We start from the raw sequence: 14,626 nt of genomic DNA, 5'->3' as shown, positions 1-14,626 counted from the left end.
AGCACCGCCGGGTTAACTCTTGAAAGGGTCTCAGTCTGCCGGAACGGCGTCCCCGTGCCCTGCAGACCGCAGGGCTGCACGGAGTTTCACCGCAGTAGCGTCCATGACCGCCGGATCCGGGTTGTGGTCCACGTTGTGCACTTCGAAGTCCGCAGTGGAGTAGGCCGGCCACACGTGCACGTGCAGGTGCTCCACTTCGAAGCCTTCCATCAGGACGCCCACGCGCTTGGCGTCAAAGAGCTCCTCCTGTACTTTCCCGATGCTCTGGGCGACGTCCATGACCTTGGCCAGCAACTCCGGGCTTGCATGCGTCCACGAGTCAACCTCTTCACGCGGCACCACCAATGTGTGGCCCTGTGTAAGCGGTGCGATGGTCAGGAAGGCGACCACTTCATCGTCCTTCCAGACGAAGCGGCCGGGAATCTCCCCGTCAATGATCCTGGTGAACAGCGTGCTCATGCGTCTGCCCTTTCCGATGGTTCCTGGAGTGTTGCGGTATCCAGAACGAAACGGTACTTCACGTCGCCGGCCACCATGCGGTCGTACGCTTCGTTCAGTTGTTCGGCTCCCACGATCTCGATGTCGCTGGCGACACCGTGTTCGGCACAGAAGTCCAGCATTTCCTGTGTTTCCGCGATGCCTCCGATCAGCGAACCCGCGTAGGCGAGCCGTCGCCGGATCAACAGGGCGGGGCTGACCGGCGGCATGTCGTCGGCAGGAAGGCCCAACTGGAAGAGGGCACCGTCCAGGCGGAGCGTCCGGAAATAGGGGTTGAGGTCGTGGGGTGCAGCGACCGTGTCGATGATGACGTCGATGCTGCGGTTGGCTGCTTCCATGGCCTCGGAGTCCTTGGAAAGAACCACGTGGTCGGCTCCGAGTTCACGGGCTGCGTCGAACTTGGACTCGGAGGTAGTGAACACCGTGACTTCCGCGCCCATGGCCTTGGCGATCTTGACGGCCATGTGACCCAGTCCGCCCAAGCCCACAACACCTACGGTGTCGCCCTCTTCGACGTCGAAGTACCGCAGCGGGGAATACGTAGTGATACCGGCACACAACAGCGGTGCTGCCGCTGCGGGATCCAGGGCGTCGGGGATCCTCAGCACGAACCGGCGGTCAACCACCACCGACGTCGAGTATCCGCCTTGGGTGACAGCGTCACCGTGCCGGGGGTCCGGGGCACCATAGGTGCCGATGTTGCCCCGCTCGCAGTATTGTTCCAGGCCGTCGAGGCAGCTTTCGCATTCGCGGCACGAATCCACCATGCAACCAACGCCAACGTGGTCGCCCGGCGCGAAATCCTGCACGGCGGAGCCCACACGGGTCACCCGTCCCACGATTTCGTGCCCGGGTACCAGCGGATACGGCGGAACGCGCCATTCCCCACGCGTGGCATGGACGTCCGAATGGCAGAGCCCACAGAATTCGATCGCGATCTCCACGTCGTCTTCCGTGGGGATCCGGCGTGCCACCGTCAGGGGCACCAGCCCGCTGTCAGGCGCCGTTGCGCCGTAGGCTGCGGCCAGCGTACTGGAGCCGGCTCCGGTCCAGTCCGGATCAGGGGTGATGGTCTTGGCAAGTGGCGGGGGCACAGGGCGTCCGGGTGTCATCCTTCGACGCTACTCCCGGCAGTGGCGCTGGTGCCACTCCGACCAGCGTGACGGCCTTCACTCCCAGCCCCGGCCTCGAACGGTTCAGCTCCTACCGCCACGGGATTACCGGAGTTGTTGGACCACTGCGAGAAAGATCCCGGAAAAAGCGATGCCGTGAATCCAGCGACATGAAGAGCGGCAATCTCGTGCGACGCCGTCACGCCGGAACCGCAATAGACGGCAACGTCGCTGGAATCTTCCAGGCCCAGGTCTTCGAAGCGTCGGCGGAGCTGTTCTGCCGGCAGGAACGTACCGTCGGCTGCCAGGTTTTCCGTGGTTGGAGCACTCACGGCCCCCGGAATGTGTCCTGCCCTGGGGTCGATAGGCTCCACTTCACCCCGGTAACGCTCCCCGGCCCGGGCATCCAGCAACGTCCCGTGCTGCGGCCACTCTGCGGCTTCCGCTTCGGTAACGACCGGCATGACGCCGTCGCCCAAAGTGACGTTTCCGACGGCGGGCCGCACCTCCCCTTCCTCCACCGGGTAACCTCCCGCATGCCAGGCGGAAAGGCCGCCGTCGAGAAGATAGACCGAGCCGAAACCGGCGTTCCGCAGCATCCACCACACGCGGGCCGCCGCCATGCTGCCGCTGTTGTCGTACGCCACCACCGTGTCGCCGTCGTTAATCCCCCAGCTGCGCGCGGCCGCCTGGAAGCGTTCCGGGGAAGGCAACGGGTGGCGGCCCCGCTCGGGCAGCGCGTGGTCTGCGAGCTCTGATGGGAGGTCCACAAAAACAGCACCCGGCAGATGGGCGGCCAGGTACTCGCTGTGCCCATCGCTGCGCCCCAGAACCCAACGTACGTCCAGGAGCACAGTCCGCTCGCCCGATTCCTGGCGCTTGCGAAGCCCTGCAGCGCTGATCAGAGTGTCCATGGGTTCTCCTTCGGTCCGACGGCACGGGCACCGTTGCTGTCGGCGCCCGGATTCCAGCCTAGGCTTATCCAGTGAGCAATTCGTGTATTCAGGACAGGGCTTGGGCCAGCGAGGCCATCCGCAAAATCGAGGCGGAGAACAACCGTTCGGCTGACACCCACCTTTACGCAGTGCCGTTACCGGAGCACTGGGGCGTGCAGTTGTATTTGAAGGACGAGTCGACGCACCGGTCAGGCAGCCTCAAGCACCGTCTGGCACGCTCACTGTTCCTCTACGGCCTGGTCAACGGGTGGATCACCGAAGGCACCACCATCGTCGAAGCTTCCAGCGGCAGCACGGCGGTTTCCGAGGCGTACTTTGCGCGGCTGATCGGCCTGCCGTTCATCGCGGTCATGACCAGGACAACCAGCCCCGAAAAGATCGCGTTGATCGAAGACTTCGGCGGCACGTGCCTGTTCGTGGACCACGCGTCCGAGGTTTACGCGGTGGCCGAAGAGACCGCGAAGACGTGCGGCGGCTACTACATGGACCAGTTCACCCACGCAGAACGGGCCACCGACTGGAGGGGCAACAACAACATTGCCGAATCCATCTTTGAACAGCTGTCCCTTGAAGAGCACCCTGTGCCCGAATGGATCGTGGTGGGAGCCGGCACCGGCGGCACCAGTGCCACGATCGGCCGCTACCTCCGCTACAACCGCTACAGCACCCGCCTTGCCGTAGTTGATCCCGAAAATTCGGCCTTCTACCCGGCATGGCGGGACGGCGACGCCTCCACAGCCACAGGATTGCCCTCCCGCATTGAAGGCATCGGCCGTCCGCGCTCCGAGCCGAGTTTCATTCCGGCGGTGATAGACCACATGATCCAGGTCCCCGATGCCGCGTCCGTAGCCGCCATGCGGCATCTCCGCAAACTCACCGGCCTGCACGCGGGACCCTCCACCGGCACCAATCTCTGGGGCGTTTGGCAACTGGTGGCAGCCATGATCGCCGAAGGACGGCAAGGCAGCATCGTTTCGCTCATGTGCGACGGCGGCGACCGCTACGCGGGCAGCTACAACGACGCCGGGTGGCTTGCCTCGCACGGCCTGGATCCCGCGCCGCATGAAGCGGTGTTGAAGTACTTCCACGACACGGGAACCTGGACCGGCTAGACCTCTACGGAGTCCCGCGGCGCCAGCGACTGGTACGTGGTCCCGTAACGGGAGCCAATCCGTGTGACATGGCCTTCAACGAGGCCCCGTCCCATATCGTTGAGCAGCGCATCATGGACCGGAAACGCCTTGGGAGCACGCACGGAGATCACGAAGTCCAGGACCTCGCCCACTTTGGACCACGGCGCATGGATGGGTACCAGGAGTGTCTTGACGTCCAGTCCATCCGGGACCACGAAGGAATCTCCCGGGTGGAACACGTTCCCGTCCACCAGGTATCCGATGTTCGCCACGACCGGAATCTGGTGATGGATCACTGCGTGTTGGCCGCCGAAGGTTTTAATGCCAAAGCCGGCGGCCTGGAAGTCAGAGCCGGGCTCGGCGACGTGCACACGGGCAGCGATGTCGCTGTTTTCCTTGAGTGCGGTGGCGACACCGGCCGGGGCGTGGACTACCAGCGAATCGTTGCTCCGCAGGGCTGCTAGAACGGCGGGTGAGTCGATATGGTCGTTATGCTCATGCGTGATGAGTACTGCGTGCGCCCCCTTCAACGCTTCTTCGGCCTCAGAGAAGGCCCCGGGGTCGATGACAAGGACGTTTCCGTCCTTCTCCAAGCGGACACATGCGTGGGTGTACTTGGTGAGCTTCATGGGGACAGCCTAGGGGCGGCCCCTGAGAGTTTCCAAGGTTCCCCTGCTGGTAAAATTGGGGTTCGCCAGGATCCCCACGGAAGTGAGTCAGTCAATGCCACAAGGCACCGGTTCCACCACGACAGGCCCGGCCACGCCGGCCTCCGGCGGGGTGAAGGAGCAACGTGTCACCAAGCAACGCTTGGCTGTCAGCGCCGCCCTGGATGAATTGGACGACTTTGTCAGCACCCAGGAGCTGTACCGGCTGATGCAAAACAAGGGCATCTCGGTGTCCCTTGCCACCGCGTACCGCATCCTGCAGTCCCTGGCGGATGACGGACTGATTGATGTCCTGCGCAACGGCGAAGGCGAGGCCGTCTACCGTCGATGCGCAGTCACCGGCCACCACCACCATCTGCTGTGCCGCAACTGCGGAAAAGCGGTCGAGGTGGAGGCCCCCGCGGTCGAGACCTGGGCTGCCCGCACGGCCGCGGAACATGGCTTCACCGAGGTCGCGCACACGGTCGAGATCTTCGGGCTCTGCCCTGAGTGCACTGCGAAGAAAGCCGCGGGAAAGCTCTAGAGCGCTCCCGCAGGCTGTTCCCGCGACACCCGCCCATTGAGGCCTCTCTTGGCGCGGACGCGTCCTATCACCCGGCACACCACGTAGATCAGGAACGACAACGTGGTGACGTAGGGGCTGATGGGGATACGGCTTCCCAGGGCCAGAAGGATGCCACCCACGGTGGCAGTCATGGCAAAGGCAACGCTGAGCACCACCACCAACTTGGGCGAGGTTGTCACTTTCAGCGCAGCCGCAGCGGGGGTAATGAGCAAGGCAAGCACCAACAGTGCGCCAACAATCTGGATGGACAGCGCCACGCTGACACCCAACAGAACCATGAAGCCAATCGCGAGACCCCGCACCGGGACACCGCGTGCCTCAGCCATTTCAGGGTCCACGCTGGCGAAGCTCAGTGGCCGCCAGATGGCCACCAACGCAATCATCACCACGACGGCGGTCCCGGCAAGAACCTGTAGCTGAACGGTATCCACGGACACAATCTGCCCCGTCAACAGCCCGAACTTGTTGGCTGCCCGGCCCTCATACAGCGCCAGGAACAGGATCCCCAGGCCCAGGCCAAAGGGCATGATGACGCCGATAATCGAATTCTTATCCCGGGCCCGGACGCCCATGAAGCCCAGCAGAACGGCTGCGGCCACCGAACCGATCAAGGACCCGAAGATGATGTCCGCGCCAATCAGCAACGCAAAAGCCGCGCCGGCAAAGGACAGTTCCGAGATTCCGTGAACAGCGAATGCGAGATCGCGTTTCATCACGAACGTGCCAACCAGGCCGCCCAGCAGCCCCAGAACCGCCCCGGCCCAGATGGAGTTCTGGACCAGGACCAGAAGCTCGGAGTAGTTCTCAAAATTGAAGATGGTCTGAAAAACAGTAGCGAGATCCACTTAGAGCTCCTCCCCGACGCTGGCGTGGGCATCGTCATGGAAGTGCGTGGTTGCGTCGGGAAGACCGACGACGACGATCCTTCCGTTGGTATGGATGACTTCCACGTGGCTGTTGTACAGCTCCGAAAGAACTTCCGTGGTCATCACTTCCTGTGGCGTCCCCACACGGAATTGCCCACCTGCCAGGTAGAGCACGCGATCCACATAATCGAACACCGGGTTGATTTCGTGGGTCACGAAAACCACCGCACTGTCCCTCTCGTGGCATTGTTTATTGATCAGAGCACTGACGCCCTGCTGGTGATGCAGGTCCAATGAGAGCAACGGCTCGTCGCACAGGAGGACCTGCGGCTCGGAGGCCAGCGCCTGGGCCACCCTAAGCCGCTGTTGCTCACCGCCGGACAGCTGGCCCACGGGGACCTTGGCGTAATCGGAGGCCCCTACCTGCTCCAGCAAGTCATCGATCCGTTGGTTTACCTTGCGCGAGGACAACCTGATTCCCCAGCGGTGCCCGTCGATCCCCAGCCCCACCAGGTCGCGGGCACGCAGCGGGGTATCTGGCGCGAACGCCTTCTGCTGTGGAATGTAGCCGATCCGTTTGCTGCCACGTTCCACGGGGTGGCCGCCCAGGGAAACGGTACCGGACTGGAGTTCCTGCAACCCGAGGAGCACCTTAAGGAAGCTCGTCTTACCGCTGCCGTTGGGCCCCAGGACGGCAAAGAACTCTCCCGGGTTGATGTCGAGGTCCAGGTCCCGCCATAGCGTCCTCTTGCCGAACTGCAGGCTGGCGCCGCGGAGGCTCACTACCGGTGTCAAAAGTTGTCCTCGATCCAAGCGCTGCTGGGAACGCAATAGTTCTGGTGCTGTTGTGCAGGGGGCAGGAAAGGCCCCGTAGCCATCCTGAACATCTTAGGACGCCAACGGGACCCTTCACCCCAGCCAGGTCCTTGGGTAAGGCTACTTCTTCAAGGCCGAGGCGATGGACTCCACGTTGTCGGCCATCCACTGGACGTAGTCTTTGCCCTCCGGCAGCGTCTCGGTGAAGTTCAGTACCGGCACGCCGGAGGCTTCTGCCGCGCGCTTGACCGTTTCGGTCTGCGGGCCCTCCGTCTGCTCGTTGTAGGCAAGGAGCCGCACCGACTTGGAACCGAGGAGGTCCGTGGTCTCTTTCAGTACCGATGCCGGCACGTCGGTCCCCTCTTCGACGGCAGCGCTGTAAGCCTCGGGTGTCTTGTTCTCCAGGCCGGCCGCTTCAAGGAGGTATAGGGGAACCGGTTCAGTGATGGCGACGGGTTGGTGCTCGTTCGCCGCCTTGAGAGTATTCAACGTGCCGGACAGCCCAGCGAGTTTTGCTTTGAAAGCATCCGCGTTGCCAGTGAAAGTCGCAGCGGAACCGGCATCCAGGCTGACAAGCTTGGCCGCAACGGCATCAGCGAGCTTGCCCATGGCATCCAGGTTGTACCAGACGTGCTCATTGAAGCTGCCGTGATCGTGGGCGTGGGGCTCGTCGCTGTGGGCGTCCGCGCTGGGGGATTCCCCCTCGGGAGCGAGGCCTGAGATATCGACAGCGCTGATCATGTTCTCGTGACCGATCTTGGTCTCATCAGCGATTTTGTGCAGGAAATCGTCGTACCCGCCGCCGTTCTCCACCACCAGCTTGGCTTTGGAAATGACCAGCTTGTCCTGGGCGCTGGCCTCGTAGGAGTGCGGGTCCTGGCTGGTCTTGGTAATGATTGCCTTGACGTCCACCTTGTCCCCGCCGATGGCCCTGACGATGTCGCCGTAGACGTTCGTCGAGGTGACGACCTCTATAGCACCCGACGGTGACTGGCTGTCAGTCGCTGAGGGGCCGGCACAGGAGGACAGCAGGAGCGCGGCAAGGCCTGCAGAGGCGGCCAGGGACAGGCGGGCGGCGGTAAGACGCACGAAGACCTCGGATCTACTCAAAATGAGAATCAAACACAATTGCGGACGGACTTCAGTGTAGCCCTAAATAGGAATGATTCCTATTTAGACAGATCTGGCGCCGACCGAAATGATCGACGCCAGACCCGGCTCACTGTCCTTTATTTGACCTACTGGCCACCATAGCGGCGGATACCCGTTGCTTGGGTAGCGTCCCGGATCTCTCCAACCAGCTGCTCGATGACGTCCTCGAGGAACAACACGCCTTGGGTGTCGCCACCGGCGCCCACCACCCGCGCCAGGTGTGATCCCGTGCGTTGCATGACAGACATGGCCTGCTCGATTTCGTCATCCGGTGCCAGGTTTGCCAACGAGCGGATGCGGCCCTCGGCAATAGGGTGCTTCCGACCTTCCTCCGGGATGGACAGGATGTCCTTCACGTGCAGGTAGCCGGCGAGTTCGCCGTCGTCGTCCACCATCGGGAACCGTGAGAAACCCGTGCGGCTGACGGCCTTCTCCAGGTCCACGGGCGTGGAAGCCGTCTTGAGCACCATGAGCTTGTCCAGCGGGACCATGATGTGGGCCGCCGTGTGCTCGGAGAACTCCAGGGCTCCACTCAACAGGCCCGCGTCATCGTCCACCAATCCGTGGCGCGTGGACTCCTGGACAATCGATTGGACCTCTTCCAGGGTGAAGGAGGAAGAGACCTCGTCCTTGGGCTCGATTTTCATCAACCGCAGGATGTGATTGGCCAGCCAGTTGAGGGTCCAAATGACTGGGTTGACCATGCGGGCAATGAACATCAGCGGCGGAGCCAACAGCAGCGCCGCCTTGTCGGCCACGGACACCGAGATGTTCTTCGGAACCATTTCGCCAAAGGTGACGTGCAGGAATGTTACGAACAGCAAGGCGATCGCGAAGGCGATGATGTCCGCCAACTCAACCGGAACACCTACAAGCTCGAGGGGTTCAGCGAGCAAATGGTGGATAGCGGGCTCGGCCACCTGGAGAATAAGGAGCGAGCAAACGGTGATGCCCAATTGGGCGCAAGCCAGCATGAGCGAGACGTTTTCCATGGCACGCAATGTTGTCTGCGCACGTTTGGAGCCCGCCTCAGCCAGTGGTTCTATCTGGCTGCGCCGTGCCGACATGACCGCGAATTCCGCACCCACGAAGAACGCGTTTCCGATCAGGAGCACGACCAGCCAGACAATTCCTACCCAGTCGCTCATAGGGCACCTGCTTCGTGATGGGCGCCTTCAGCGTCTTCGGGTGACGATTCATCCGTCTCCACGTGATGGAAGCAGATCCTGTCAATCCTGCGGCCGTCCATCCTGGTCACCGTCAACGTGCCGCCGACCGCGTCCACGACGTCGCCTGTCTTGGCGATGCGTCCCAGCTGGCTCATGACATACCCGCCCACGGTTTCATAGGCAGATTCGTCGGGGACAACCAAGTTGGGGATTTGCTCGGTTACTTCGTCGGGCCGGAGAAGGCCCGGGAAATACCAGTCCCCTGATGCGCTCTGCAGAACGCCGGGGCGGACCTTGTCGTGCTCGTCCGCCACTTCGCCTACGATCTCTTCCACGAGGTCCTCGAGGGTGGCGATGCCGGCCGTGCCACCGTATTCGTCCAGGACAACCGCCAGCTGCAGATTCCCTTCACGCAGTTCGGACAGGAGCGCATCCAAGTGGATGGTCTCCGGAACCTGGAGGACGTCGGTCATGATCGCACCGGCCTGGAGCTTCGAACGACGCTCAGCCGGTACGGCCACAGCTTTCTTGACATGGACCACCCCGCGGATATCATCCGTGGAATCGCCGATGACGGGGAACCGCGAGTAACCGGTTCGACGTGCGGCGTCGAGGATATCGGCCACCGACTGGTCGGCGTCGATTGTTTCCATCCGGATTCGCGGCGTCATGACGTCCGCCGCCGTGCGTCCGGAAAAGTTCAGGGTTCTCGCCACGAAGTTGGCCGTGCCGGCATCCAGCGTCCCGAGTTCAGCGGAGCGCCGGACCAACGAAGCGAGTTCCGCGGGAGTCCGTGCCCCTGAGATCTCTTCCTTGGCCTCAAGGCCAAAAAGGTTCAGCACCTTGTTCGAGAAACCATTGAGAACCACAATCGCCGGTTTGAACACTGCAGTGAACATCAGCTGCGGACGGGCGAGCCGCTTGCCCAACGGAAAAGCGAGGGCGATGGCCATGTTCTTGGGAACCAACTCACCGATCAGCATGGACAGGAGCGTCGCGAAGACCATCGCAACGATCAACGCCACCGAATGCACCACCTCGGAGGGAAGGCCCAACAAGCCCAAAGGACCCAACAGCAACTGACCAACGGAGGGCTCCATCACGAAACCGGTCAGCAACGTGGTCAGCGTGATGCCGAGCTGGCAGCTGGAGAGCTGCGTTGAGAGCGATTTGAGGCATTTCAACAGGGGGGCCGCTGCTTGGTCTCCGTTGTCGACCGCACGCTGGACACTGGATTGGTCCAGAGCCACCAAGGAAAACTCAACTGCTACGAAAAAGCCGGTGCCAAGAATCAGGGCAAAGCCGGCAAGGAGAAGAATCCATTCCACTTAGCGCATCACCCCAAGGGTGGGCGCGTGCAATGGGGATAACGCCATCGGCCAGGGAATTCGGCCCGGCGGAGGCTGGTCGGGCGCCGCGGACGCATGGTCTGCGGCACCACCGGCAGAAAACGCCGGCGCGTGATGGGCATGTGAACGGGTGTTGCCGGCTCGACGGGCACGCTGTGCGGAGTTGCCAGTTTGGCTCCCCCGACAGTTCCCAGGCCGGCACCTAGATTTACTGTCCATAAGACTTTCAGTCTACAGTCCGCCGGCAGGGCACCCACACTCGGGTTACCGCACATTAATGGACGCCTTGGTCCACTAAGTCAGCTCCAACATGATTTAGGTCACCACTATTGGCAGTTAACCAACGATCCTAACTAGACTGTCAGGGGTCTGAGTTCGCGGGACCCGGACCCTGTCCCATCGTTGCGGAAAAGCAACCTTGGCCAGCGGGAAAACAACACTCATGGAAGAGGCGTATTTCAAGTGCCAGAGCAGCCCAGCCACCGTCTACCAGAGGAATTTGGCGGAAACGAGTGGCTCGTTGACGAACTGTACGAGCGGTACCAACAGGACAAGAATTCGGTCGACGCCAAGTGGTGGCCGCTCTTCGAATCCTTTGCCTCCGCTGACGGCACTTCTTCCAACGGAACCTCCGCAGCTCCAGCAGCTGCCAATCCCCCAACCCAAGTACTTCCCGTAGTGGCTCCGGCCGCAGCGGCCCCGGCACCGGCGCCGGCCGCTCCCGCAGCTGCCACGGAGACTGCCCCTGCAGCACCGGCTCCGGCCAAGAAAGAACCGGCCACGATTGCCCGGGACGGAGCAAAGAAGCCCGCCGGCGGCAACGCAACGCAGCCCATTCCGGCCCAGCTGCCCAAGAACACCAAGGCACCCACCGCGCCGGAAGAAGACGTCGTCTCCGTCCTGCGTGGCCCGGCCAAGGCCATCGCCACCAACATGGTCACCAGCCTGGAAGTACCCACAGCCACCAGCGTCCGGGCAGTTCCCGCCAAGCTGCTGATCGACAACCGCGTGGTGATCAACTCCAACCTTGCCCGCGCACGTGGCGGCAAGGTGTCCTTCACGCACCTCATCGGGTACGCCGTTGTCCGTGCGCTTTCCCAGTTCCCCTCGATGAACGTCTACTACGACGAGATCGACGGCAAGCCGAGCGCCGTGCAGCCCGCGCACGTCAACTTCGGCATTGCCATTGACATGCCCAAGCCCGATGGCACGCGCCTCCTGATGGTTCCGAACATCAAGAAGGCCGAGACCATGGACTTCGCTGAGTTCTGGCACACCTACGAGGACCTGATCAAGCGCGCCCGCAATGGCAAGCTCACGGCCGATGACCACGCAGGCACCACGGTTTCGCTGACCAACCCCGGCGGCATCGGCACTGTCCACTCCGTGCCGCGCCTTTCCAAGGGCCAGGCCGCCATCATCGGCGTCGGTGCCCTCGACTACCCGGCGGAGTTCCAGGGTGCCAGCGAGAAGATCATCGCCCAGAACGCCATCAGCAAGATCCTGACGCTGACCTCCACCTACGATCACCGCGTGATCCAGGGCGCAGGCAGTGGCGAGTTCCTCAAGCTGGTCCACCAGCTCCTCCTCGGCGCGCAGAACTTCTACGACGAGATCTTCGAAGCCCTGCGCATCCCGTACGAGCCCGTGCGCTGGAGCCCGGACCTGCAGGTTGATCCGGCCGACGAGATCAACAAGGTCGCCCGCATCCAGCAGCTGATCCACTCCTACCGCGTGCGCGGCCACCTCATGGCCGACACCGACCCCCTGGAGTACGTCCAGCGCAAGCACCCGGACCTCGATGTCCTGACCTACGGCCTGACGCTGTGGGACCTTGACCGTGAATGGCCCACGGGTGGTTTTGGCGGCAAGCCGATGCTGAAGTTCCGTGACATCCTTGGCGTGCTGCGCGATGCGTACTGCCGCACCACCGGTATCGAGTACATGCACATCCAGGAACCTGCAGAACGCAAGTGGTTCCAGGACCAGCTCGAGCACCCGTACTCCAAGCCGAGCCGTGAAGAGCAGCTCCGCATTGTCTCCAAGCTCAACGCGGCAGAGGCTTTCGAGACGTTCCTGCAGACCAAGTTCGTCGGCCAGAAGCGCTTCTCCCTGGAGGGTGGCGAGTCGCTGATTCCGCTGCTCGACGCCGTCATCTCAGATGCAGCCGACGACGGCCTGGATGAGGTTGCCATCGGCATGGCCCACCGTGGCCGCCTCAACGTGCTGACCAACATCGCAGGCAAGACCTACGCCCAGGTCTTCCGCGAATTCGAAGGCACCCAGGACCCACGCTCGGTCCAGGGCTCCGGTGACGTCAAGTACCACCTCGGCACCGAAGGCACCTTCACCTCGGACAACGGCAAGCAGACCAAGGTCTACCTCGCCGCGAACCCGTCGCACCTCGAGGCAGTGGACTCCGTCCTCGAAGGCATCGTCCGCGCCAAGCAGGACCGCCTGGACCAGGGTGAGTCCTTCCCTGTCCTGCCCATCATGGTCCACGGTGACGCAGCTTTCGCGGGCCAGGGGGTTGTGGCTGAAACCCTCAACCTCTCGCAGCTGCGCGGCTACCGCACCGGTGGCACCATCCACGTGATCGTCAACAACCAGGTTGGCTTCACCACGGCCCCGTCCTCGTCGCGTTCGTCCACGTACTCCACGGATGTCGCCAAGATGATCCAGGCTCCGGTCTTCCACGTGAACGGCGACGATCCCGAAGCCGTGGTCCGCGTGGCGCAGCTCGCCTACGAGTTCCGTCAGCGTTTCCACAAGGATGTCGTCATCGACATGGTCTGCTACCGCCGTCGCGGCCACAACGAGGGCGACGACCCCTCGATGACCCAGCCGCTCATGTACAACCTGATCGAAGCCAAGCGCTCCGTCCGCAAGCTGTACACCGAGTCGCTGATCGGCCGTGGCGACATCACCGAGGAAGAAGCAGAGCAACTGCTCCGCGACTACCAGGAACGCCTCGAGCGCGTCTTCGCTGAAACCCACGCTGCCCAGACGTCGCCGATTCCGATCATCACTGCGGACTCCGCAGCTGTCTCGGACATCGAGCGGCCGATCGCACAGCAGGCCGATTTCGGGACCAACTCCCCCGCATCCACGGCAATTTCCGCTGAGACCCTTGCCCGCATCGGCAAGGCCCACCTGGAAATTCCGGAAGGCTTCACCGTCCACTCCAAGCTCAAGCAGCTGTTGGAGAAGCGTGAGCAGATGTCCCGTGAAGGCGGCATCGACTGGGGCTTCGGCGAGATCGCAGCTTTCGGCTCATTGATCATGGAGGGCGTGCCCGTTCGTTTGGCAGGCCAGGACTCCCGCCGCGGTACGTTCGTCCAGCGCCACGCCGTCTTCCATGACCGCGCCAATGGCAACGAATGGCTCCCGCTGGGTAACCTTTCGGACGACCAGGCCAAGCTGTGGATCTACGATTCCCTGTTGTCCGAATACGCCGCAATGGGCTTCGAATACGGCTACTCGGTAGAGCGTCCCGACGCCCTGGTCCTGTGGGAAGCCCAGTTCGGTGACTTCGTCAACGGTGCGCAGACCATCATTGACGAATTCATCTCCTCGGCTGAGCAGAAGTGGGGCCAGCGTTCCTCATTGGTACTCATGCTGCCGCACGGCTACGAAGGCCAGGGTCCGGACCACTCCTCGGCACGTATTGAGCGCTTCCTGCAGATGTGCGCCGAGGACAACATGATCGTGGCGAACCCCACCACGGCCGCTTCGCACTTCCACCTGCTCCGCCGCCAGGCTTACAGCCGTCCGCGCAAGCCGTTGATCATCTTCACGCCCAAGCAGCTCCTGCGCCTCAAGGGCGCCGCTTCCGCCGTCGAGGACTTCACGAACGGCGGCTTCAGGCCGGTCATCAGCGATCCCGAGATGCAGCCCGCGAACGTTGACCGCGTCATCCTGGTCTCGGGCCGTTTGTACTACGACCTCCTGTCCAACCGGCAGAAGTCCGGCGATACCTCAACAGCGATCATTCGCGTTGAGCAGCTGTACCCGCTGCCCAAGGCGGAGATTGAAGCGGAGCTCGCCAAGTACCCGAACGCTGACGTCGTCTGGGCGCAGGACGAACCTGCCAACCAGGGTCCTTGGCCGTTCATGGGCTTGAACCTGGCACCGGAGCTCGATCGTAAGCTCCGCCTGGTGTCGCGTCCGGCCTCTGCGTCCACGGCTGCAGGTTCCATGAAGCGCCACGCTGCTGAGCAGGATGCCCTGATCAAGCAGGCGTTCGAACGCAAGTAAAACCGAAACTGCCCGGCCCGAGGAGCGATAAGCGCGCCTCAGGCCGGGCAGTTCTGTTTAATGGGACAGGTACCGGTTCCCGAAC

12 protein-coding genes are annotated in these 14,626 nt (G+C 62.7%); 3 read left to right on the top strand and 9 right to left on the bottom strand.

What is annotated here, in order from left to right; genetic code table 11:
- Positions 1 to 30: 30 nt before the first annotated feature.
- From ABHM97_RS08665 to ABHM97_RS08655, 3 genes are read right to left on the bottom strand one after another with little or no spacing between them, the layout of a single operon-like run.
- Positions 31 to 459, bottom strand: a complete 429-nt coding sequence (locus ABHM97_RS08665) for an HIT family protein (protein WP_257369159.1) — start codon at positions 457 to 459, stop codon at positions 31 to 33.
- On the bottom strand, positions 456 to 1,610 hold the full coding sequence (locus tag ABHM97_RS08660; RefSeq protein ID WP_235520554.1) for an NAD(P)-dependent alcohol dehydrogenase: 1,155 nt from the start codon (positions 1,608 to 1,610) through the stop codon (positions 456 to 458). The genes ABHM97_RS08665 and ABHM97_RS08660 overlap by 4 nt, the downstream gene beginning before the upstream one ends.
- Entirely contained in the window at positions 1,607 to 2,524 is a 918-nt protein-coding gene (locus ABHM97_RS08655) for a sulfurtransferase (protein ID WP_349470330.1), read from the bottom strand. The genes ABHM97_RS08660 and ABHM97_RS08655 overlap by 4 nt, the downstream gene beginning before the upstream one ends.
- A gap of 71 nt (positions 2,525 to 2,595) precedes the next feature.
- Between ABHM97_RS08655 and cds1 the strand changes: the two genes are divergently transcribed.
- Positions 2,596 to 3,678 (top strand): L-cysteine desulfhydrase Cds1, encoded by a 1,083-nt coding sequence (gene cds1 / locus ABHM97_RS08650; protein ID WP_349470329.1) that lies wholly within the window; start codon positions 2,596 to 2,598, stop codon positions 3,676 to 3,678.
- Here the strand turns inward: cds1 and ABHM97_RS08645 are convergent.
- The gene (locus ABHM97_RS08645; RefSeq protein ID WP_349470328.1) at positions 3,675 to 4,328 is read right to left on the bottom strand and encodes an MBL fold metallo-hydrolase; all 654 of its coding nucleotides are present in this window, start codon (positions 4,326 to 4,328) and stop codon (positions 3,675 to 3,677) included. The genes cds1 and ABHM97_RS08645 overlap by 4 nt on opposite strands.
- Positions 4,329 to 4,422: 94 nt before the next feature.
- On the opposite strand from ABHM97_RS08645, the gene ABHM97_RS08640 reads away from it, so the two are divergent.
- Entirely contained in the window at positions 4,423 to 4,890 is a 468-nt protein-coding gene (locus ABHM97_RS08640; RefSeq protein ID WP_349470536.1) for a Fur family transcriptional regulator, read from the top strand.
- Here ABHM97_RS08640 and ABHM97_RS08635 read toward each other — a convergent pair.
- From ABHM97_RS08635 to ABHM97_RS08615, 5 genes are all read right to left on the bottom strand, one after another.
- Complete coding sequence (locus tag ABHM97_RS08635; protein ID WP_349470327.1) at positions 4,887 to 5,777, bottom strand: metal ABC transporter permease; 891 nt, start codon at positions 5,775 to 5,777, stop codon at positions 4,887 to 4,889. The two genes, ABHM97_RS08640 and ABHM97_RS08635, sit on opposite strands and share 4 nt — an antisense overlap.
- Positions 5,778 to 6,593, bottom strand: a complete 816-nt coding sequence (locus tag ABHM97_RS08630; RefSeq protein WP_349470326.1) for a metal ABC transporter ATP-binding protein — start codon at positions 6,591 to 6,593, stop codon at positions 5,778 to 5,780.
- A gap of 141 nt (positions 6,594 to 6,734) precedes the next feature.
- Positions 6,735 to 7,736: a metal ABC transporter solute-binding protein, Zn/Mn family gene (locus tag ABHM97_RS08625; protein ID WP_349470325.1), complete on the bottom strand. Its 1,002-nt coding sequence runs from the start codon at positions 7,734 to 7,736 to the stop codon at positions 6,735 to 6,737.
- A gap of 116 nt (positions 7,737 to 7,852) precedes the next feature.
- Entirely contained in the window at positions 7,853 to 8,914 is a 1,062-nt protein-coding gene (locus ABHM97_RS08620) for a hemolysin family protein (RefSeq protein WP_235520561.1), read from the bottom strand.
- Positions 8,911 to 10,263 (bottom strand): hemolysin family protein, encoded by a 1,353-nt coding sequence (locus ABHM97_RS08615; RefSeq protein ID WP_235520562.1) that lies wholly within the window; start codon positions 10,261 to 10,263, stop codon positions 8,911 to 8,913. Before ABHM97_RS08615 ends, ABHM97_RS08620 begins: the two co-directional genes overlap by 4 nt.
- Positions 10,264 to 10,746: 483 nt before the next feature.
- On the opposite strand from ABHM97_RS08615, the gene ABHM97_RS08610 reads away from it, so the two are divergent.
- The gene (locus tag ABHM97_RS08610) at positions 10,747 to 14,541 is read left to right on the top strand and encodes a multifunctional oxoglutarate decarboxylase/oxoglutarate dehydrogenase thiamine pyrophosphate-binding subunit/dihydrolipoyllysine-residue succinyltransferase subunit (protein WP_284987016.1); all 3,795 of its coding nucleotides are present in this window, start codon (positions 10,747 to 10,749) and stop codon (positions 14,539 to 14,541) included.
- Positions 14,542 to 14,626: the final 85 nt, after the last annotated feature.

The sequence above is a fragment of the Paenarthrobacter sp. CAP02 genome (assembly GCF_040137855.1).
Taxonomy (GTDB): Bacteria; Actinomycetota; Actinomycetes; order Actinomycetales; family Micrococcaceae; genus Arthrobacter.
This window is presented reverse-complemented; position numbering and strand designations above follow the sequence as displayed.

Excerpts from the sequence above, each read along its gene's own strand:
- ABHM97_RS08665 (WP_257369159.1), bottom strand. The coding sequence starts at position 459 with ATGAGCACGCTGTTCACCAGGATCATTGACGGGGAGATTCCCGGCCGC.
- ABHM97_RS08660 (WP_235520554.1), bottom strand. The coding sequence starts at position 1,610 with ATGACACCCGGACGCCCTGTGCCCCCGCCACTTGCCAAGACCATCACC.
- ABHM97_RS08655 (WP_349470330.1), bottom strand. The coding sequence starts at position 2,524 with ATGGACACTCTGATCAGCGCTGCAGGGCTTCGCAAGCGCCAGGAATCG.
- ABHM97_RS08645 (WP_349470328.1), bottom strand. The coding sequence starts at position 4,328 with ATGAAGCTCACCAAGTACACCCACGCATGTGTCCGCTTGGAGAAGGAC.
- ABHM97_RS08640 (WP_349470536.1), top strand. The coding sequence starts at position 4,423 with ATGCCACAAGGCACCGGTTCCACCACGACAGGCCCGGCCACGCCGGCC.
- ABHM97_RS08620 (WP_235520561.1), bottom strand. The coding sequence starts at position 8,914 with ATGAGCGACTGGGTAGGAATTGTCTGGCTGGTCGTGCTCCTGATCGGA.